Source organism: Paenarthrobacter sp. E2MeOHC11, from assembly GCF_058744955.1.
In genome coordinates this window covers 4,900,812-4,921,230 of the sequence record NZ_CP196673.1, presented here as the reverse complement: position 1 = coordinate 4,921,230, position 20,419 = coordinate 4,900,812, and the positions used below count along the sequence as shown (strand labels likewise).

Below are 20,419 nucleotides of genomic sequence, written 5' to 3'. Positions count from 1 at the left end.
CAGACCTTGTGCGTCCTGCCCCTTGTTATTAGGCCGGGCCCATGCACGGGTCGAGTCTCGGCGAGTGGCCGTTGTGAGTCAGCTCAGGGTCTGGTCCCGTGAGAAAGAGAAGCGTAGCGTCTGATACGTCAACAAATACCGTGGTCGCAGCCGGGAGCCGCGTCGATGGCCGCACAAGAGCCCCTTTCGAAGGGATCGGACATGGCGGGATGGAATGCAGAAACTGCGGCAGGGCCCTTGGGGAACGGGGCGGTCACATTAGTGGAAGGAACGTCCTTCTGCATCTCCTCGTCGAACGGAGACATCCTGCCGGGCTGCCCCCAAGGAGTTTTTGTTCAGGACACGCGGATTCTGTCCAACTGGGGTCTGACTATCAACGGACAATCGCTGGAACCACTGTCAGCGGAGACGAAAGAACCCTACCGGGCACTTTTCATCGGCCGCGTTCCCCGTTCGGACGGCTATGCAGACAGCCCGCTAATTGTTGAACGGCTACGCGAAGTAGGTGCTGGCCTCTTGGAGCGGATCACTATTAGGAATTATTCGGTAACTCCAGTCGAATGTCTGATCCGCCTCAGCGTTGAGGCTGATTTCGCCGACGTGTTCGAAGTGAAGGAAGCCAAGATCGAGCGGCGTTGGGACGAAAGTCCACGACCGAACGATGGTTCACTCACCATCGAGGCAGTCTGGGAAGAGATCAGCAAAGGGGTTGTTGTTACGGCCATTGGTGCTCAGGTGGAGTCGGGTGCTCTGACATACCGGACGGTGGTGGGGCCAGCGAGCGACTGGAAAGCTGTGTTGAGCGTAGTACCGTCTGGTGACCGAGCCGATCATGAGGGACCGTTCATGCATCCGGACCTCCGCGAACCGTCACCCAGCGATGTACGTCGCCGGGGCTGGGTGGCAAAAATCCCGGTGTTGCATATGAGCAACCGTTCCATTGAGCGGACCTTGCAACGCAGCTACGACGATTTGGGGGCCCTGCAGATCGTGGATCCGGATCATCCGGAGCGTGTGGTTGTAGCGGCGGGGGCGCCATGGTTCATGACTTTGTTTGGCCGGGACTCACTTTTGACGTCTCTTATGGCGCTTCCCGTTGACCCATCTTTGGCCTTGGGCACACTGCAAACGCTGGCGGACCGTCAAGGCAGGGTGGTGGACCCCGTTACCGAGGAGGAGCCCGGCAAGATCCTCCACGAGGTCAGGCTTGATGTCTCCAGCGGGCTGGCTTTGGGTGGCAAGTCCGCTTACTACGGCAGCGTCGACGCGACACCATTGTTCGTGATGATGCTCGGAGCGGTAAGCCGCTGGGGTTTTTCTCCGGAGACCACAGCTGCTCTGCTACCCAATGCGGATCGTGCGCTGGCTTGGATCCGGGACTACGGGGACAAAGACGGCGACGGATTTGTCGAGTACGCGCGCCTTAACGATCAGGGCTTATTCAACCAGGGTTGGAAAGATTCCTGGGACGGCATCAATTTTGCCGACGGTACTCTGGCGGAGCCGCCGATGGCGCTATGTGAGGTTCAAGCCTACGTATATGGCGCGTACGTCTCACGGGCATGGATGGCCTACGACGCCGGTGACGACTCGTTGGGGGCCGAACTCGTGGACCGTGCGGAGCATCTAAAGAAACAGTTCAATGAGCAGTTCTGGTTGCCCGATCGTGGGTACTACGCCATCGCACTGGACCGTGACAAGCGTCCGGTCGATGCGTGTGCGTCCAACATGGGTCACTGCCTTTGGTTCGGCATCGTTGACGACGATAAGGCACCGCTGGTGGTGGAGCGACTCATGTCTCCAGAAATGTTTAGCGGTTGGGGAATCCGGACTCTGGCCAGCGACATGGGAGCCTACAATCCCGCGAGTTATCACAACGGTTCGGTGTGGCCCCATGACAACGCCATCATTGTCATGGGCTTAGTACGTTACGGCTTCGTTGAGGAGGCCCAACGTATTGCCAACGCCCTGCTGGAGGCCGCGGAGTACTCTAGCGGACGGCTTCCCGAGCTTTTCTGCGGCTTTGATAGGGGTCAGGTAGCGCAGCCTGTGCCCTATCCCACGGCTTGTTCGCCGCAGGCATGGGCAGCAACTGCTCCGATCGCGCTGGTGACGAGCCTGATGCGATATGACGCGCACGTTTCCCGTGGCGGCCTGTGGCTGGATCCTGCGCTCCCGGAGTCTTTTGGCCACCTGCATATCACCAACGCCCCGACGGGCCGAGGACCCATCACTATCGATGTCCTAGGGGCCGATTGCTCAGTGAGCGGACTGGCCGAGGGCTTGAAGCTTCACCGTGGGCACCGGCCGTGGATGACTGAGCTTGTGGATCAAGCCAGGCAAAACACGAAACGGATGTCAGGGGGCTAGGGTAATCGTGGGGAGCCGCGAGTCTACGAGGTTGTCGTTTTTGTACTTCAGGGTTTCGCGCATGGATCGCCGACGGCTTTGACGCCGGTCCCACATTTGCTCCGCCAGTCCGGTGTCACGTCACTCGAAGTGATGCCCCGATCCGATCGAAGTGATTGGCGCCGTCGTGATCGCTTACCTCAGCTTGGTGAATGTGTCAGGCATTTGGCATGTCACGCTGAAGCTGCGATCAGTACCGGAGCAACCTTATGTAGGTGTCAGTTTTAGTCAGCATGGAAGTGCCTCGTCCTTCATGGGCCGGGGCGCTTCTTAGTTGGCGCCTACGTTGGGCTAGCCGATCAGCGTCGTGATGAGGCGGAGCGATGAAGCGATGATGGCGTCAAGCCCGAGCCGCCTTCTCGATGCCTTCGAAGGTTTTGCATAAGCGGTATTCGACGTGGCTCCAGTAACCACTGCGACCATGGGTCGCTTACCGAGGTGATGGGCGCAGTGTCCCAATAGGCCAGTAACCGAACTTGGCTATGAATTTTGGCACCGCCACGGAGTTCCAACGCAACGTACTTGCTGCTGGTCCAGACAGGAGCTGCGGTCCGGTCGCCCCTGAGGCCCTTGCCACGTGGTTCAGTACGGGCACGTTCGGCTGTATCGGGTGCGGATACTTGGTCTTGTGATCGGCGAAAACCCTAGATTCGGGCTGGACGGCCGAAATTCCGATTGCTGCAGTTAGTCGCATTCTTTTTGTTCTGGGTACTCTCGCTTACGCCGTGGCTGTAATGCGTCTGAGCCCTGTTGGAATGATGATTGAGAATCGCGGCTCACAACTCAGCCTCCAGAGCTATGGCATGTCGACTCGGGTTTTGTAGGCGGTGTTTTTGTTGGTGTTCCAGCCGACGATGATGCCGGCTCCGAGCATTTGGTCGGTGAGGCGTGCGAAGCGGTAGCCGGGGTCCGTGTCTAGGGCGAGTTGCATGTATTGGTGTGCTTTGGATCCTCTGCCTTCCCACCAGCTGATGTAGCCGATTGTGGTGAAGATGGGTGCCGCGTGTTGTGGGCTGGTTCTGGTGTACGCGTGAATGAGGAGTTGTTGTGCCCATTCAATCCGGGACCATTGGGGCGCAGTCTCCGTGAGGGCGAAGAGGATGTGTTGGGGTGGTTCGTCGATGCCGGGGATGTCGGCCATGAGCCGGTCGCGAATGTGGGGGAATTGGAAGTTTGCGATGAGGGTGGCGCAGTCCTCGTCGGTGGGAAAGTCGGTTGAGTCCAGCATCTTGGTCCAGCGCTTGCTGGCATTCTCCGCGGCTTGATGGGGTGCCAAAGCTCGGATGGTGTCCATGCAGTTCTCGACGGCGGTGGCGTGGTCTGCTTCGTCGGTCGGCGTGGGTAGGACTATGCGGCTGGTGGGTTCTATGGTGCTGCCGCGGTAGATGAATTCGGCGTTGACGCGGCTGTACTCGGTGGTGCTGATGGGCATGCTGATGTCTTGTCCGGGTTCGCTGTCGTAGGGGGAGTAGGTGTCGTCGCTGACGAAGATCCCGTCGCGGATGGTGATGCCGTTCTCGGCGAGGACTGCCGTGAGCGCGGCGATGGTGGCCGCGTGTGGTTTGGGTTGACCTGGTTCGCAAGTGGCTGAGGTGTAGAGGGCGAAGACTATGCTTGTCGCGCTGGTGTCGCTCGTGAGGTAGCTGCTGACGGTTCGGGCGTAGGGGAGTTCTGTTCCTGGTTGGCGGGGGAGGTCGATGCGGAGGGTGGCGCCGACCTTGCCTTTGTCCATGGTGATGCAGACGAGGCTCTCGTTGGGCCAGAACCCTAGGGTGTGCCCGATGAAGCTGAGCAGGTCTGCTGGGTCTTTGATGGTGAGCGCATTCATTGTCCTTTTCCTTTGTGCGTGCGTTGTGTCTTTGGTCTTGTGGGCCGTTCTGATAGGGGCCCGGTGCGCTGGTAAGGGGCTGGAGTGCAACTCGGAGGACCGGGGCTGGTCTGGAAAGTTCGGAAGGATCCAAGTGGCGTCGGAGCACCGAGCGAAGTTTCCAGATCGGCGCTGGCCTGTCAGTGCATTGGTTCCGCGGCGGCCCGTCCAGCGATGATCGGGATATCAGAATGACAAACAGCGTTGTTGTTTCTGGCTGTTCATGGGGCGCTTGATGCGCTGCGTCATGACGTGAGCGGCCCTGTTCTTCGGTGTGCCATCGCTCGGCGGGATCGCTGCGCCGGATGCCGGCCGGGGGACTGCTTCCAGTCCCGACATATGCGCCGTTATCGGTGAACTTCGGCCCTGCCTCTGCGGCGCGGTTGTCATTGGTCGCTGCTGGACCGGCCGAGGGGTGCGATCATCCGGCGATATGGTACGGGTCGCCTCAGGCCGGCAGCCTCCCGAGCCAGCTACGTGATCCTTGCCCGCTTCTGAGCTTCGACTGCGGTCTTCGCCGTGAGGCAGCTGCCCCGACAAATGAGACGTTCGGCAGCGCGAGGTGTTCCGGTGCAGAGGCCAGGCTCCCGCCGCCGTCGGGCAGAATTGCACGTGGTGGATGGGCGCCGGTGAAGTGTGCTGAGACAAGCACAGCCTCAGGGACGTCAATTGTGCGCCCCGCCTCAGACTGGCGGGACGCACAATTGCTATTGCTGGAACCAGACTTCGTCAACAATGAGTCCGGGTGGACTCAGATGCTGAACGGCGTCGAATTCAGGGCTGGTGGCGAAGAGGGAAACTCGAAGCGGCGTCTCCCCTCGTGTGTTGATTCCTTGCCCTATCGAGAGCACAAGGCCTTCAGGAAGCTCGACCAGAGCGTTTCTTGCCTCCTCGATGTCCGTCTTCGTCCACGATGCCTTCACTAGGAAGAGGCCGCCCGGACCGAAGTAGGAGCCCAGCAGTTGCTCGACTTCGTCGGGATCTTGGGCAGCGATGACCGTGACTTTCGAGCCAGGGGACACCGTCAGCACTGAACGCGAAAGGATTCGGCCGTCATTAAAGAGGCCTTGGATGGTCGCCTCACAGGCTTCCAGCTCGACCGCGTTTAACGTCCGGGACGGCCCCCGCTGGAACGTGGCCAGATGCGTAGTGAGCCGTGCAGCATCTTCCACGATGGGGTCCGGGGCGGCAGGCCTTTCTTGCCAGGACGTGACTGCCAAACCCCTAGTTTCCCACCGGGCATGCAATTCACCGTGGGTGATGGTTGCATCAGGGCCGCTTTGGACGCCGCTGAGCACTTCAATGCCTGTTGTAGCCCCTTCCTTTGACTGCGGCGCCCGATGAGTGAACCAAGCTCGTTCGCCGGTATGGGTTAGCCAACCTTGTGCACGGACCACTGAGTTCGTAGGAATCAAGGCATCAACTACCCGCATAGTGGTGCAGGCTCCTGTGTGGAATTAGCGCCGACCGGTACTTCTGCGCGCTGCTCACCGGACGGCATGGAAGTGGTCGGAGCGAAGCAACCGAAGCCGTCATCAACGAAGGCATCCATGGACCACTTGTCGTCACCAGGTCCGCGGTAACACTGGAAGCCTATCCAGTCGGGCTGCGATTGGAGCATTTTATTGCCTTGGCTCATGCAGGTGGCTTCGCTGTAGAACCAGTTGTTGTAGTAGCGCTCTTTAACCTCAAGTGCTTGTGCCGGAGCAGCGGTAGCGGCAAAGAATCCACCAATGATGGCTATAGCGGTCAGAACCGACGCAAGACGACGCCTGAAAGTGCTTTTCATCCTAGATCCCCCTAACGATGGGTGTCCCGAGTGGACACATCAACCACCTTTGCAGAGCGAAATTGTGAGTCAAGTCAAGTCCTACAGTGCCGGAAAGTGTTCCCGGCGCCGTAAGGCTGTCATCGGCCAGAAGTTACCGGAATGCGTAAGAGGATCCACGACGGCCGGGAGCAACACAGCGCTTCCTCGATGTCACTGATGTCGACTCAGGATTCGGATTGAAAGGTGCTGACCGAAGGTGTTTTTTGGTTGTTCGACTTGGCAGTGGGAAGCGTCGGTTGGAGATCGATGCCTCATTCATTCAGTCAGTCAGGTGGCTCTACAAATGCATATAAGTGCCATCGAGCAGGACGTGTGTGCAGGCCGTGCGATTACACTGGCCTATTACGAGAGGGCCGGAAGCTTGGTCTTCCTTTTTTGTTGTTCAATCACGAAAAAGGTAGTGTGCACGATGTCCACACTTTCCAACTCGGACTCCCTCGTACAGTCGCCGGATTGGCCCGGATTCCGCATGTTTCCGGGAGTTCCCAGCGGTTGCAAGGCCTGGAATCCCGTTCGAGTCCCACCTCGGGCACGGCATACCCCCTCGTCAGAGGGGGTTTTTGCTTTAACGTGTGTACATTCTGGGTGGTCAGGTCCCTCTGACACTGGCCGCGGGGTGGGCCTGGCGCCGCGGGTCGCCTGTTTGGTTGTGGGGGGAGCGGGTTCAGGGTCCGGGCTGGTGGGCCCTCCGCTGGCTCTGATATGAGGGTACGAGGTCCTCTCTTGGTTCTTCAGGTAGGTCGTGGTTGTCCTACATCTCTGCATGGGTAGGGGGACTGCGCGCAACATGACCTTCGAGAACCTTCGTCAAAGTTCCTGGATTTGGCTCGTTGCTGGAGTTGTGAGCCTTGGCTGGGGAAGCCTTAGTGAGGGCAAAGGTCGGGTGCGAAATATACACACCTAAATCTGATTTGATCCAGTACATGCATCCTTCGGTCCATGCGTTCATTCAGCAATGAGTCTTGGGCGACGTGACGTCCAGGGCTCGCGGAAGCATCAACGTTGACTGCTCAATCTCCTCGGAAGTCCCGGAATGGGCGGGCCGTGGTAGTGAGAGCGGCGCCTTGGCGAGGCACGTCGTTGGCTAAGAGGAACGGGTCGGGCGCGCTAATGCTTACTGACGGTGCTGTGACGCATAAACAGCGCCGGCACTGTACAAGGATGGACGATTCTATACATCAGGGCGATATTCTGCTTTCATGCCCCTCACACTCAGTGCATTGACCGGTAACACGGACCTGCGGCTCCAAGTGAAACATTGGACTCGCGAAACTGATCCGATGGTCACGGGGGCGCATGTCTCTGAGCTGCTGCGTCCCAGCGAATGGCTGGCGGGCGGGGAGATTTTGATGACTATCGGGCTGCTGCTCCCCGTTACCGTCACGGCCGAGGATTGCCGTTCGTACGTTCGGGATGTCAAGGGTGGCGGTGCTGTCGCCCTCGCTCTTGGCCTGGGCAGCGATTTGCCTCACCAATCGGTACCAAGGACCCTTGCTGAAGCCGCAGCGGCGGAGGACCTGCCTCTTTTCGGTGTTCCCGAGGACGTGCCGTTCATTGCCATCACGAGCGCGGTCTATAAGGCACTCGTCGCGGACGAGCGCCAGTCCCTTGACCGCTTGGTTGACCTTCACAAGGCCCTGACTTTCAGTGCCGCTTCCGGCGGAGGACTTGAAGCGATTGTTGCGACCTGGACATCGGCTACCAACATAGGTGCCATTGTCACCGACCCGCTGGGCCTGCGGATCGTGACAAGCGACACCGTCGGTGCCCAGCCAACGGACGAGATGCTGCGCGACCTTGCCAATGTCTTGGCTCCCAAGGGGTTAAGGAGCGCGATGAAGACGACGATCGAGGACATCCCTCTTGAGATCCAGCCCTTGGGGACTACCCGGCTGCGCGGCTTCGTGGTCCTCGTCGGCAACGCGGGGTCACGAATGCCGGTGGCAATCACCGCACTCACCTCAATTCTTGCCCTTGAGTTTGAACGTCGATGGCTGTCCAGCGAGCCGGACCGACACCAACGTGCCCGGGCCTTTCAGAGAGTGCTGGTTGCCGAATCCGAAAGCGACGCGGAGGCCCTGCTTCGTGCCTCCGGACTAACCGGCGAGGAGTTCCGCTGCATCGCCGTCGACCCGGGGGCGGGTGCCGCGGCCGATTTGGTCGCCGATCTTTCCCTGACGATTCGCGGTGGCCTCATCCGCCACACCAACGGAGGCCCTGTGGAGGCCATCGTCATGGCCGACGCCGACATAGAACAGGACCTTCGTAGGTTCGCACCCAACTTAGCCGCCGGAATCGGAGCCCCAACAACGCCAGGCACACTTGCGGCATCCCAGGCACAGGCGGTGGCCGCACTGGTCACCAGCCGCAACCTCGGTCACCCGGTGACCTACCGGCGCGGCTTCACCCAGACCTGGCTCACCAACGCCACTGATTTGGAAATGGCGCAGACATTCAGCGACGCAGTCCTCGCCCCCCTCAGCAACGCCGATCCGAGTGGAGCGCTCCTGGCGACCGTCGAGGCCTGGCTGACCGCGAACTGTCAGATCGACCCCGCCGCAGATCGCCTTCACGTCCATCGGCACACCGTGCGCTCCCGGCTCCGGAAGATCGAACAACTCATTGGCCAGCCCTTGGACCAGCTGGATACCCGGGTGGAACTATGGCTTGCCCTGACAGCGAAGGGCCTGCACCGTCTTCCAACGGGCAGGCCCAACACCTGAGCTAAACCCTCGAGAGCACGGCCGGGTTTTGATCTACGCCCAGATCTTCCATGGCTACGCTCCAAGAGGACTGCTGCCGGATGTGCCGACGGGCAACCCCCATCTGTCGTCGCATGTTGATCCCGCAGGCAGCGGAGATCCGGTCCCCCGATCGTGCGAGCGCCAGGAATCCGCCGTCAGGGAGCTCATCGTGCACCACCATCATCTGGTCCCCGCTTGCCACGCCGACGAATTGTAGGCGTTTGCCGTACAGGTCGGACCAGTAGTACGGGACGGTGTCGAATGGCTCTTTCGCGTCGCTGACGGCGTTGTGTCCCGCATTAACACCTTGCTCGGAAGCGGCCGTCCAGTGTGGGCTTCTAAGCTGCTGGGCAAAGAGTTTGCTGGGCCAGGATGCGATGTCGCCTGCTGCGTAGACACAGGGCGCTGCCCGGAGGAATTCGTCGCACACCACGCCGAATCCATCGAGTTCGATACCTGATCCTGCCAGCCATTCTGTTGCTGGCTCGCCGCCAATTCCGTAGGCGACGACATCGGCGGGGACCATCGACCCGTCGGAGAGCAGGATGGAGGATTCGCTGACCTCGGCGATGCTGCATCCGAGCCTTACGTCTACGCCGTTCGAGCGGTGCAGTTGGACGAGGGCATCGGCCACCTGATCACCGAGTGCCCCGGAGAGTGGCTTCCTTACTGTGCTGATGAGCGTCACGCTTATGCCCCTGGAGCGTGTTGAGCTCGCCAGCTCCGAACCGATGAAACCTGCCCCGAGTATCGCCACGTGCCTGGCGCCGGAAGCGAGGCGTTCCCGAAGCCGCATCCCGTCCGTCACCGTGCGGATAGGGTAGAGATTCTGCTCCTCTCGATTGGTGCTGAAGGTGCGGGAGCGGTAGCCCGTGGCCAGGATGATCGAGGAGTAGTCCAGCCATGCCTGACCCACCCGGACGCGTTTGCCGGGAACATCCAGCTGCTCTGCAGCCTGCCCGAGACGCAGTTCGATGTTGAGTTCGTTTCTGAGCTCGGCGGGGTCGCGAAGGAGCACGTCGGGCGGTGCAGGTGCGGTGATGAAGTCCTTCGACAACGGAGGCCGGTCGTAGGGTGGGTGCTCCTCGTCCCCGATCATCACCAGCGCTCCGGTATAGCCGGCCCGCCTGGCGCCTTCCGCTGCCCGCAGGCCGGCAAGGCCGGCGCCGATGATGATGACGGGCGCGTCAGCGTTCTGTCTCATCATGCCGCCCGCATCTGCACCGTCATGGGGAACGCGGAGTACCCCCAGACGCCGATCCGATCACGTCGGACCACTTGTTCGGTGGCAACCTCAAACGAGTCCCAACGGCTTACCGCGTGCTTCAGGACGGTGATCAATTCCAGGCGGGCGAGATGCTGGCCGAGGCAAGCATGGATACCGCCCCCGAACGTGATGTGCGGATTGGGTGTCCGGTGGATGTCGAGAACGTCCGGGTCGCTAAACACTCGGGGGTCGCGGTTCGCGGCCAGGATGGCAAGTTGGATGGAGTCTCCGGGGCGGATGACGTGTTCTCCCAGAGATATGTCCTTGACAGCCACACGGCCTGTGAACGGAGACGGGGTGGCGAAGCGCAGGAACTCCTCGGCGGCTGCAGGGATCAGACTTGGATCGGCTTGGAGTTCCTTCCACACCTGTGGGAATTGCGTCATTGCCTCGAAGGCGGCCGGGATGATCGTGGTGGTTGTTTCGGTTCCCGCGGCGACGAGTTCGATGAGGCGGACGACGGCTTCCTGTTCGGACAGCAGCGTTCCTTCTTCCATGCCTTGGTACAAACGCTGCAGTACGGTCCCGGCGGGCGCGGTGGAAGCATGGTCCCGAAGCACTCCCTGCAAGTAGTCCTCGAGTGCAGTGGCTGCTTTATCGCTGGCCTCGAGGCTGGCACTGTCCAGGTGCGGTTCCAGTGACCGGGTGAGATCAACGGCCCAATGGTTGAGCTGGAGGGGATCTTCGGCGTCGAAGCCGATCAGCTTGGTGACCACCGCCAACGGTAGCGGCACCGAGATTGAGTCGAGGACGTCAAACCGGGTATCTTCCTCGATGCCCTCAAGCAGCGCGATGACAGTCTGCTCGACTGTCTCAGCGTAGTCCCGCTCTACGGACCGCCGTGTGAGCAGTGGTGCCGTGTGCCGGCGCAGCCGCGGGTGGTCGGGCAGATCCGTGGTGACCAGGGCATTTTCAATTCCGCGGGAGATGGCTGTGCCCTTACCAAATGGGCATTGCTCTGCGTAATCGTTGATTTTGAACAGGCTCGCCTGGGCGTCCTCGAGGTTGTTGAGCACCATAACGACGTCTGCGTGGCGGCTGACGACCCAGCTTCCGGCGCTGTCGGACCAGAACACGGGGTGCTCCTCGCGCATCTTGTTGAAGGCCGGTACAGGGTTCTGATAAAGAGTCGGGTCCGCGAAGTCAAGTGGTTCTTTCATTGTGGGGTCCTTTCGGTGAGTTTGTTGGAGGTGGCTCGTTCTTCCTGGCGGGACAACGCGACAAAGAGCACGGCGGCAACCGTCCCACCGAGAACGATGGACATGTCGATGCCGCCGAGCATTGCGGCTATGGGCCCCTGGTATGAAGCCCCATTCAGTGACAGCAGTGCCACCACTGAGCCGCCGAGCAGCGCGCAGATCCCGGAGAGACGGAATCCGCCTCGATGCCAGTACGGGCCTCCCTGGGAGGGGTTGGACAGGGCGACGCCGTCGTAGCGACCTTTGCGGCGAACGCTGTCGACGAGATAGATGGCTGTCAGGGGCATTGCCACTGAGCCCAAGCACGTCAGCCCTAGCTGGAGGATGTTCAGGAAGCTGTCCGCGAAGAAGAGCACGTAGACCGTGCCGATAGCCGCGGTTAGACCGAGCCCGGTCACTGCAACCACACGGGACACAGGCACCCCGGCGGCTTGGACAGCAAGGCTTCCTCCGTAGATGGTCATGACTGTGTTCATGATCGAACCAATGACGATGACCACGACGAGCACGGTGCCGAACCATTCTGGAACGAGGTTCATCAGTCCTGTGACGGGTTCGGACATGTCCGTGGCCGTGGCGGCAAGGACGCCTACCAGCTCCAGTCCGACGAGGGGGATCATGCCGCCGAGCCCGACGGCGAGAACGATGGGCTTGCGTCTGGTGGTGCTGGGGATGTGCCGGGCAAAGTCCGCTGCGCTGCCCCAGGACAGCGGCATCGCGATGCACAACGTCAGCGCGACGACGAAGCCTATGACAGGATTCTCCGTCGGGACCGGTTGGAAGGATGCCAGGTCCACTTTTTGGAAGACGAAGAATCCGAGCAGAACGAAAGCAGCAGCGATAACCACGGTGAGCACGCCGCTGGTCTTTACCATCATGTTGTAGCCGTACATTGCCAGTCCCGTGGATGCCAGCACGATGATTCCGCAGACGATAGCCGTCGTGGCGACGTCAGGTGCCATGCCAAGCCGCTCGGCAACGACCAAACCACCCTGCGTACCGATCACGAGATTGACGATGGTGACCAGGGTCGACAGAACGACTACCACGCCGGCCCCAAAGACCTTGTTTCCCCGCATGCCGAAAAGAGCACGCGTGATAATCGATGTTGGCACTCCGGATGCGGCGCCGATACTGGCGAACCAGCCCATGAGGAACATGAGGCTGTTGGCCACAAGAATGACCACCACGGCCTGCCACATGCTCAGGCCGAACACCATGATCGTCGCGCCTATGACAACGTACAGCTGGGTCACATTGGCTGAAAGGAACATGAAAAAGAGGTCACGCGGTCTTCCGGATCGTTGCTCATCGGGGATGAAGCTCGCGCCTTGGACTTCGATGGCAGCTGCGCTTTCCTTCATCTCGGGACCTACGCGTTCTCTGCGGAGGATGAGGGATCGGGTTCAGCGAGGGTGATTGCCTGTGTGGGGCACTGTGCGCAGGCGGCCTGCACTTCGGCGAGCGTTGCGCCGTGCACTTCGGCGATGAGGACGCGAGCAATTCCGTCGTCCTCGATGAGGAAGGCATCGGGGGCGAGCTCCTCGCAGACCCCGTGCCCTGTGCACTTGACCTGATCAACAAATACGCGCATTGGCTGTCCTTAGTTCATGGTGAAGATTGATCGACTGGTTGGGCAAGCCGTGCTGGCGCGCCAACTCATACCCGGAACACTATGGCCCCCGTCACACCCGCGTACATGTCCATGGCGTATAAGTTTCCGTAAAAAGTTGTATGTCATGTACATCGCGGTGAGGTCGGCGTGCGTGGTGAAGTTGCGGGACGCAGAGTAGCCCTCTGCCTCGTTCGTTCCTCTTCGTGCAAGGAGAAATGTCAATGACGACAACAGAAGACCAGCAGGGCCGCAGTCTCCTGAACGAATCCAACGCACCTACGCGTTACGCTCAACGTTCCGTGGGGCCGTTCTCCCTGGCTGCCATCTGGTTTGCCATGGCGATCCAAGTGGCCATATTCATTGCCGCGGGGCAACTGACGGCCAGTTTTCAGGTATGGCAGGTCATCGTGGCCATTGCCGCGGGTTGTACCATCGCCGTCGTCGTGGTGTTTTTCACTCAGAGTGCGGCCATTCGCTGGGGTATCAACTTCACTGTGGCGGCGCGGATGCCGTTTGGTATCCGGGGATCGTTGATCCCCATCGTTGTGAAGGCATTGCTCTCATTGTTTTGGTTCGGCTTTCAGACGTGGCTCGGAGCGCTGGCACTTGATGAAATCACCCGGATCCTCACAGGGTTCTCAAACCTGACCTTGTGGGTGCTAATCTTCGGCGCTGTGCAGGTGGTGACCACCTTCTACGGCATCAGCTTCATCCGGTGGATGAACATCTTTGCCGCACCGGTGTTGCTGGCCATGGGTGTGTTCATGGTCTACCTGATGCTTGATGGCGCCGGAGTGACGCTCCGGGAGGTCATGAACATGGGTGGTGAGACTCCGGGGTTGCCGTTCTCCACGGCGGTCATGATCTTCGTCGGGGGGTGGATTGCCGTGGTGGTGAGCATCCACGACATTGTGAAGGAATGTAAGGTCGCCCCGACTCAGTCCGGGGAAGGCCGGGCCAAGTCCGATGCCAAGTATGCGGCGGCCCAATGGTGGGGAATGGTGCCGGCGTCAGTCATTTTCGGATTTATCGGAGCCGCGTCGATGGTGTTGGTGGGGGAGTGGAACCCGGTGTTCGCCATCACCAAGGTCGTAGGCGAAGTCTCCGTTCCCATGGCCATTCTTTTCCAGGTATTCGTTCTGCTGGCAACCTGGTCCACCAACCCCGCCGCCAATCTCCTGTCTCCTGCTTACACGCTGTGCAGCACCTTCCCCCGCGCTTTCAGCTTCAAGACAGGCGTCATCGTCTCAGGCGCCGTCGGCTTGCTGATGATGCCATGGCAGTTCGCCGACACGCTTAATAGCTTCCTGAACATCCTGGCCAGTGCGCTGGGTCCACTCGCAGGCATCATGATCACCGACTACTTCCTGGTTCGCCGCGGCAGGGTCAGCCTTCAGGACCTGTATCGGACCAAGGGCATCTATACCTATTGGCACGGGTTCAACTGGGTTGCGCTCGCGGTCTACGTGGTTGCCTTGGCCCTGGCCTTCCTGACACCTGACCTCATGTTCATCACTGGCCTTGCTGCCGCAGTGGCTTTGCACTATCCCGCCATGAGGTGGGTGGCGAAGAGGTTCCCGTTGTTCTCCGAGGCGGAAAGCGCGAATGAAGACTACCTGCTGGAACAGGAGGACGGGGAACTTACCACTCACCAATGAAGCCAACAGATAACCAGATAAGCAGTATCTCTTCCCAGAAGGAGTGGAGCGTGTTTGACGTTTCAAAAAACTACCGGGGCGTGGCCCCTGGGCATGTCCCGATCATTCACCTGCAGGAGGGAACACCGTGAGGATCCTCGTGATCAATCCCAACAGTTCCAGCGCCCTTACTGAATCGGTTGCGGACGCAGCGCAACAAGTCGTAGCGCCCGGCACCATAATTTCTGCCATCAACCCGTCCAGAGGACCCGCCGTCATTGAGGGTAGCTATGACGAAGCACTGGCCACCTTCCACCTCGTCGAAGAGGTCGAGCGCGCTGAGCGGGAAAACCCGCCTGACGCCTACGTCATCGCATGTTTCGGGGATCCGGGACTTGACGCGGTCAAGGAGCTGACTGACAGGCCAGTGGTAGGGGTTGCCGAAGCTGCAATTCACATGTCTTCGTTCGTCGCGGCCACCTTCTCCATTGTCAGCATCCTTCCGCGGGTCAGGAAACATCTGCACGAACTGGTACGGCAAGCGGGGGCGACGAATCGCCTCGCCTCCATCAAGCTCCCAAACCTGGGGGTGATGGCTTTCCATGAGGACGAACACGCCGCACTGGAGACGCTCAAGCAAGCCGCCAAGGAGGCGGTCCAGGAGGACGGCGCCGAGTCGATAGTGCTCGGATGCGCCGGCATGGTGGGGTTCGCCCGTCAACTGAGCGTTGAGCTCGGCGTTCCTGTCATCGACCCCGTCGAGGCAGCTTGCCGCGTGGCCGAGAGTCTGGTCGCTCTGGGCCACCAGACCAGCAAAGCGAACTCGTATCAAAAACCGACAGAGAAGCAGTACCTCTAGCTAAAAGGAGTGGAATTAGTGTTTGACGTAATAGTTAAGAACTGCCGTCTGGTATCCAGTGACGGAATCACCAAAGCAAACATTCTGGTGAAAGACGGCAAAGTCGCCGCCATCAGCGCGGACACACGTGATGTCGAGGCCAGCCGAACCATTGACGCCGGCGGCAAGTTCGTGATGCCGGGCGTGGTCGATGAACACGTGCATATCATCGACATGGATCTCAAGAACCGGTACGGCCGCTTCGAACTCGATTCCGAGTCTGCGGCCGTGGGAGGCATCACCACCATCATTGAGATGCCGATCACCTTCCCACCCACCACCACTTTGGACGCCTTCCTCGAAAAGAAGAAGCAGGCGGGGCAGCGGTTGAAAGTTGACTTCGCGCTCTATGGAGGCGGAGTACCGGGAAACCTGCCCGAGATACGCAAAATGCACGACGCCGGCGCTGTGGGCTTCAAGTCAATGATGGCAGCCTCAGTGCCGGGCATGTTCGACGCCGTCAGCGACGGCGAACTGTTCGAAATCTTCCAGGAGATCGCAGCCTGTGGTTCAGTCATCGTGGTCCACGCCGAAAATGAAACGATCATTCAAGCGCTCCAGAAGCAGATCAAAGCCGCTGGCGGCAAGGACATGGCCGCCTACGAGGCATCCCAACCAGTCTTCCAGGAGAACGAGGCCATTCAGCGTGCGTTGCTACTGCAGAAAGAAGCCGGCTGTCGACTGATCGTGCTTCACGTGAGCAACCCTGACGGCGTCGAGCTGATACATCAGGCGCAATCCGAGGGCCAGGACGTCCACTGCGAGTCGGGTCCGCAGTATCTGAATATCACCACGGACGACGCCGAACGAATCGGACCGTATATGAAGGTCGCCCCGCCCGTCCGCTCAGCCGCGATGAACGTCAGATTATGGGAACAACTCGAGAACGGGCTCATCGACACCCTTGGATCTGACCACGGCGGACATCCTGTCGAGGACAAAGAACCCGGCTGGAAGGACGTGTGGAAAGCCGGCAACGGTGCGCTGGGCCTTGAGACATCCCTGCCTATGATGCTGACCAATGGAGTGAACAAGGGCAGGCTATCGTTGGAACGCCTCGTCGAGGTGATGTGCGAGAAACCTGCGAAGCTCTTTGGCATCTATCCGCAGAAGGGCACGCTACAGGTTGGTTCCGACGCCGATCTGCTGATCCTCGATCTGGACATTGACACCAAAGTGGATGCGTCGCAGTTCCGATCCCTGCATAAGTACAGCCCGTTCGACGGGATGCCCGTCACGGGTGCGCCGGTTCTGACGATGGTGCGCGGAACGGTGGTGGCAGAGAAAGGAGAAGTTCTGGTCGAGCAGGGATTCGGCCAGTTCGTCACCCGTCGCGACTACGAGGCGTCGAAGTGACCCTGCAGGAAGCGCAAGCGGAGCGCATTGAGAAAGAGATCCGGGAGCTCTCCCGGTTCTCGGCGGAAGGCCCCGGTGTTACCCGGCTGACCTACACTCCAGAGCACGCCGCCGCTCGGGAAACGCTCATTGCGGCTATGAAAGCCGCCGCCTTGAGCGTTCGTGAAGACGCTCTCGGCAACATCATCGGCCGACGTGAAGGCACTGATCCGGAGCTACCTGCGATCGCGGTCGGTTCGCACTTCGACTCGGTCCGAAACGGGGGGATGTTTGATGGCACCGCAGGCGTGGTGTGCGCTCTTGAGGCTGCCCGGGTGTTGCAAGAGAACGGTTACGTGAACCGGCATCCTCTCGAATTCATTGCCATCGTTGAGGAGGAAGGGGCCCGCTTCAGCAGTGGCATGTTGGGCGGCCGCGCCATTGCAGGGTTGGTCGCCGACAGGGAACTGGACTCTTTGGTTGATGAGGATGGAGTGTCCGTGAGGCAGGCGGCTACTGCCTTCGGCTTGAAGCCGGGCGAACTGCAGGCTGCAGCCCGCTCCGCGGCGGACATGCGTGCCTTTATCGAACTACACATTGAGCAAGGGCCGCTCCTTGAGCAGGAGCAAATAGAGATCGGCGTCGTAACCTCCATCGTTGGCGTTCGCGCATTGCGGGTTGCGGTCAAAGGCAGAAGCGACCACGCCGGCACAACCCCCATGCACCTGCGCCAGGATGCGCTGGTACCCGCCGCCCTTATGGTGCGGGAGGTCAACCGGTTCGTCAACGAGATCGCCGATGGCACAGTGGCTACCGTTGGCCACCTCACAGTGGCCCCCGGTGGAGGCAACCAGGTCCCGGGGGAGGTGGACTTCACACTGGACCTGCGTTCTCCGCATGAGGAGTCGCTCCGTGCGCTGATCGACCGTATCTCGGTCATGGTCGGCGAGGTCGCCTCCCAGTCCGGTGTGGCTGCCGATGTGGATGAATTTTTCAATCTCAGCCCGGTGCAGCTGGCTCCTACCCTGGTGGACGCCGTTCGCGAAGCGGCCTCGGCCCTGGAGTACACACACCGGGATATCAGCAGCGGGGCGGGGCACGACTCGATGTTCATCGCCCAGGTCACGGAGGTCGGAATGGTTTTCGTTCCAAGCCGTGCTGGCCGGAGCCATGTTCCCGAAGAATGGACCGATTTCGATGATCTTCGCAGAGGAACCGAGGTTGTCCTTCGGGTAATGAAGGCACTGGACCGGTAGGAGTGCGGTCACACACCGGCCGCTAGGAGTGAGGGGCTGCGCAAAGGATGTACTTACAGCCCTTCACTCCCACTGTGTCGAGTTATTCAGCGTTTGACGGGTACAGGGCGGTCGGATTTTGGTATTCCCTACCGGCCGCTGGGAAATCGGGCTTGGCGTCTCGCCCCTTTTCCCTTGTATGAATTGGTGGTGGGGATGGGGACTAGATGTGGGATTCGAACCGGATGCGTTCTTCATCGACGGTCACGCCCAAGCCAGGCGCATCCGGCACTGTGGCAATGGCATTGGTGATGGTGAGGCCTTCGACGTAGAGGTCATTGAGGAGTTCGGGGCCGTTGAGTTCTGCGGGGAGGGCCAGTTCCAGATTGCTGAAGAGATGAAGGGAAGCCGCGAACCCGATGCCGCAGTCGGTCAGTCCACTGGCCAGAATTTCCGTGCTGTTGGCGGTGGCGACGGCGGCCGTCTTCATGGCGTTACGGATTCCGCCGGACTTGCAGATCTTGATGACCACCATGTCGGCTGCACCGAGGGCAATAGTCCTGGCTAAGTCCTGCGAGGTAAAGCTGCCCTCGTCGATGGCCACGGGAATCCGGCTCGCGGCTTGGACTCGCTTCATGCCTGCCCAGTCGGTGCTGGGCACGGGCTGTTCCACGCAGAAGAGTCCCGGTACGTCGACAACTCTGTCCAGGAGCCGCATCATGGACGATGGGCTGTACGACTGGTTGGCATCAAGCCATAGTGGTTTGCCGCCGGCGACCTCAGACACAGCGTGAACCGCTTCGGTGTCTGCCCGGACGTCACCGGAAATCTTGACCTTGTAAGCGTGATACTCAGAAGATTCTTCGACTCGTGCAACCATGGCGGCGGGCGTGTCGACGCCGATGGCAGAACACAGTTCCAGCTCGCTGTTGACTTTGCCGCCAAGGAGCGCGTGAACGGGGAGTCCCGCTATTTGTCCTGCGGCGTCATGCATCGCTACATCCACTGCAGCGCGGGCAAAAGGGAATCCATTGGAGACCGAGGGGCTGAGAACCTTGTCGGCCCGGCGGTGGAAGAGTCCTACATCAAAGGGGGAGAGGTCCATGAGCAGAGGGCTGAGGTACTTTTCAATGACAAGTACGATGGTCTCCGGCGTCTCGTAGCTCCAGCTCGGCAGGGCTCTCTGTTCCCCCCAACCAACGTGTCCTGAGTCCGTTGTGAGCTTGACGAAGATGACATCGCCGCATTGGCCTGGGGCACCCACTGCACCGCTTCCGAGGACAAACGAATGTTTGAAGGGTACCTTGACCGCGAAGACCTCCAATGACGCGACGCGGGGCATCCGGTATTGGGTCCGCTCTTCCAGAGCGTCTGAGGGGTACAAGCTCATGCCGACCGGGAGAGCGCGTTGAGATCGACGCAGCTTTCGCCGCGTTGCCCGTATTCAAGCCAACTGACCACGTCCTGGATCACGAAGCCCACCAAGGCCTGGTGCCCCTCTACCGAGTCGCCGGCGATGTGAGGAGTCAGCAGCACGTTGGGTGAGGCTGTGTAGTTGGCTGACAATGCGGGAGGTGACTGCGGGTAGACGTCCAAGGCCGCAAAAACCCTGCCGTTGGAAAGCTCGGCCTCAAGTGCGTCGTAGTCCATCGTGGGACCGGTTGACGAATTGATCAGCAGTGCGCCGTCCGGCATGGACTTGATGTGCTCGCTGGTGATCATTCCTTCCGTGGCGGGAAGATTAGGAACGTGCAGGGAGACGATGGGCGCGCGGACAACTTCCTCGAGTTCGCCGCGGCGTACGCCCAGCTGGCGTGCCTTCGCGTCAGAAAGGTAGGGATCATAGACCACTACGTCACAATGAAAAGGCTTCAGAAGCGAGATGAAAGCCCGTGCCGTGGAGCTGGCGCCCACGATTCCTACGGTCTTGCCCGTCAGTTCCCGTCCGCGCACGTTCGCGGGTTTCCATTCGTCCGCCCGCATTGCCTGATCAAACGCCGGCAGCCTTCGGAGCATGGTCAAGGTTGCAGCGAGGCAGTACTCGCCAACCGATTCGGCGATTCGAACACCTGCGGAAAACACTGCGAGGTTCATGTCGAAAGTATCTGGATCAAGCACGTTCTTTACGGTGCCTGCTGCGTGGGCGATGATCTTCGGCGCGGCAGCGTCTGAGAGCATAGCCGCCGTCAGCTTGGGCGTTCCCCAGCTGGTAACCACAACATCGCTTCCCGGAAGCAAACGGGCCAGTTCGTCGGCGTCAAAGGTGTCCGATCCCCAGCGAACATCAAATCGTTCGTCCAGCCGGAGCCTGGTCGCGGCATCGCACACGTCCTCGGCTCGCTGCGGGTTCATGGCCATAACTAGAGTCGTCATCGGATCCTT

Annotated in this window: 15 protein-coding genes; 6 read left to right on the top strand and 9 right to left on the bottom strand. The window is 60.2% G+C overall.

Translation table 11 applies throughout. From position 1 onward, the window contains the following. The first annotated feature begins 201 nt into the window (after positions 1–201). The gene (locus ACSSVG_RS22715; protein WP_492416478.1) at positions 202–2,370 is read left to right on the top strand and encodes an amylo-alpha-1,6-glucosidase; all 2,169 of its coding nucleotides are present in this window, start codon (positions 202–204) and stop codon (positions 2,368–2,370) included. Between the two features lie 835 nt (positions 2,371–3,205). Here ACSSVG_RS22715 and ACSSVG_RS22710 read toward each other — a convergent pair. The 3 genes from ACSSVG_RS22710 to ACSSVG_RS22700 form a co-directional block, all read right to left on the bottom strand. Then, entirely contained in the window at positions 3,206–4,237 is a 1,032-nt protein-coding gene (locus ACSSVG_RS22710) for a DUF4192 domain-containing protein (RefSeq protein WP_492416476.1), read from the bottom strand. A 746-nt stretch (positions 4,238–4,983) separates the two neighbouring features. Continuing rightward, a complete protein-coding gene (locus ACSSVG_RS22705; RefSeq protein ID WP_492416475.1) occupies positions 4,984–5,496 on the bottom strand; it encodes a hypothetical protein in 513 nt (170 codons plus the stop codon). Between the two features lie 203 nt (positions 5,497–5,699). Continuing rightward, positions 5,700–6,065, bottom strand: a complete 366-nt coding sequence (locus tag ACSSVG_RS22700) for a hypothetical protein (protein WP_492416473.1) — start codon at positions 6,063–6,065, stop codon at positions 5,700–5,702. A gap of 1,241 nt (positions 6,066–7,306) precedes the next feature. Here ACSSVG_RS22700 and ACSSVG_RS22695 point away from each other — a divergent pair. After that, positions 7,307–8,830 (top strand): PucR family transcriptional regulator, encoded by a 1,524-nt coding sequence (locus ACSSVG_RS22695; protein ID WP_492416471.1) that lies wholly within the window; start codon positions 7,307–7,309, stop codon positions 8,828–8,830. A gap of 1 nt (position 8,831) precedes the next feature. On the opposite strand, the gene ACSSVG_RS22690 is transcribed toward ACSSVG_RS22695, so the two are convergent. From ACSSVG_RS22690 to ACSSVG_RS22675, 4 genes are read right to left on the bottom strand one after another with little or no spacing between them, the layout of a single operon-like run. Next, positions 8,832–10,058: an NAD(P)/FAD-dependent oxidoreductase gene (locus ACSSVG_RS22690; RefSeq protein WP_492416469.1), complete on the bottom strand. Its 1,227-nt coding sequence runs from the start codon at positions 10,056–10,058 to the stop codon at positions 8,832–8,834. Next, positions 10,055–11,278: a cytochrome P450 gene (locus ACSSVG_RS22685; protein WP_492416467.1), complete on the bottom strand. Its 1,224-nt coding sequence runs from the start codon at positions 11,276–11,278 to the stop codon at positions 10,055–10,057. Before ACSSVG_RS22685 ends, ACSSVG_RS22690 begins: the two co-directional genes overlap by 4 nt. Continuing rightward, positions 11,275–12,681 carry a purine-cytosine permease family protein gene (locus tag ACSSVG_RS22680; protein ID WP_253468026.1) on the bottom strand — a complete coding sequence of 469 codons (1,407 nt, stop codon included), beginning with the start codon at positions 12,679–12,681 and terminating at the stop codon, positions 11,275–11,277. Before ACSSVG_RS22680 ends, ACSSVG_RS22685 begins: the two co-directional genes overlap by 4 nt. A gap of 8 nt (positions 12,682–12,689) precedes the next feature. Then, positions 12,690–12,911 (bottom strand): ferredoxin, encoded by a 222-nt coding sequence (locus ACSSVG_RS22675; RefSeq protein WP_231340689.1) that lies wholly within the window; start codon positions 12,909–12,911, stop codon positions 12,690–12,692. A gap of 242 nt (positions 12,912–13,153) precedes the next feature. Between ACSSVG_RS22675 and ACSSVG_RS22670 the strand changes: the two genes are divergently transcribed. The 4 genes from ACSSVG_RS22670 (at position 13,154) to ACSSVG_RS22655 (ending at position 18,058) form a co-directional block, all read left to right on the top strand. Next, positions 13,154–14,590 carry a cytosine permease gene (locus tag ACSSVG_RS22670; RefSeq protein ID WP_231340688.1) on the top strand — a complete coding sequence of 479 codons (1,437 nt, stop codon included), beginning with the start codon at positions 13,154–13,156 and terminating at the stop codon, positions 14,588–14,590. Positions 14,591–14,729: 139 nt separating this feature from the next. Beyond that, the gene (locus tag ACSSVG_RS22665; protein ID WP_492416464.1) at positions 14,730–15,428 is read left to right on the top strand and encodes an aspartate/glutamate racemase family protein; all 699 of its coding nucleotides are present in this window, start codon (positions 14,730–14,732) and stop codon (positions 15,426–15,428) included. 18 nt (positions 15,429–15,446) lie between these two features. After that, positions 15,447–16,823: an allantoinase AllB gene (gene allB, locus ACSSVG_RS22660; protein WP_492416462.1), complete on the top strand. Its 1,377-nt coding sequence runs from the start codon at positions 15,447–15,449 to the stop codon at positions 16,821–16,823. Beyond that, positions 16,820–18,058: a M20 family metallo-hydrolase gene (locus ACSSVG_RS22655; protein ID WP_492416460.1), complete on the top strand. Its 1,239-nt coding sequence runs from the start codon at positions 16,820–16,822 to the stop codon at positions 18,056–18,058. The genes allB and ACSSVG_RS22655 overlap by 4 nt, the downstream gene beginning before the upstream one ends. A 202-nt stretch (positions 18,059–18,260) precedes the next feature. Here ACSSVG_RS22655 and ACSSVG_RS22650 read toward each other — a convergent pair whose 3' ends face one another. Both ACSSVG_RS22650 and ACSSVG_RS22645 read right to left on the bottom strand, forming a co-directional pair. After that, positions 18,261–19,427 carry a mandelate racemase/muconate lactonizing enzyme family protein gene (locus tag ACSSVG_RS22650; protein ID WP_492416458.1) on the bottom strand — a complete coding sequence of 389 codons (1,167 nt, stop codon included), beginning with the start codon at positions 19,425–19,427 and terminating at the stop codon, positions 18,261–18,263. Further along, on the bottom strand, positions 19,424–20,410 hold the full coding sequence (locus ACSSVG_RS22645; protein WP_253468037.1) for a hydroxyacid dehydrogenase: 987 nt from the start codon (positions 20,408–20,410) through the stop codon (positions 19,424–19,426). The genes ACSSVG_RS22650 and ACSSVG_RS22645 overlap by 4 nt, the downstream gene beginning before the upstream one ends. Positions 20,411–20,419 lie beyond the last annotated feature (9 nt).

Excerpts from the sequence above, each read along its gene's own strand:
- ACSSVG_RS22690 (WP_492416469.1), bottom strand. The coding sequence starts at position 10,058 with ATGATGAGACAGAACGCTGACGCGCCCGTCATCATCATCGGCGCCGGC.
- ACSSVG_RS22695 (WP_492416471.1), top strand. The coding sequence starts at position 7,307 with ATGCCCCTCACACTCAGTGCATTGACCGGTAACACGGACCTGCGGCTC.
- ACSSVG_RS22675 (WP_231340689.1), bottom strand. The coding sequence starts at position 12,911 with ATGCGCGTATTTGTTGATCAGGTCAAGTGCACAGGGCACGGGGTCTGC.
- ACSSVG_RS22645 (WP_253468037.1), bottom strand. The coding sequence starts at position 20,410 with ATGACGACTCTAGTTATGGCCATGAACCCGCAGCGAGCCGAGGACGTG.
- ACSSVG_RS22685 (WP_492416467.1), bottom strand. The coding sequence starts at position 11,278 with ATGAAAGAACCACTTGACTTCGCGGACCCGACTCTTTATCAGAACCCT.
- ACSSVG_RS22710 (WP_492416476.1), bottom strand. The coding sequence starts at position 4,237 with ATGAATGCGCTCACCATCAAAGACCCAGCAGACCTGCTCAGCTTCATC.
- ACSSVG_RS22715 (WP_492416478.1), top strand. The coding sequence starts at position 202 with ATGGCGGGATGGAATGCAGAAACTGCGGCAGGGCCCTTGGGGAACGGG.
- ACSSVG_RS22650 (WP_492416458.1), bottom strand. The coding sequence starts at position 19,427 with ATGAGCTTGTACCCCTCAGACGCTCTGGAAGAGCGGACCCAATACCGG.
- ACSSVG_RS22700 (WP_492416473.1), bottom strand. The coding sequence starts at position 6,065 with ATGAAAAGCACTTTCAGGCGTCGTCTTGCGTCGGTTCTGACCGCTATA.
- ACSSVG_RS22670 (WP_231340688.1), top strand. The coding sequence starts at position 13,154 with ATGACGACAACAGAAGACCAGCAGGGCCGCAGTCTCCTGAACGAATCC.
- ACSSVG_RS22680 (WP_253468026.1), bottom strand. The coding sequence starts at position 12,681 with ATGAAGGAAAGCGCAGCTGCCATCGAAGTCCAAGGCGCGAGCTTCATC.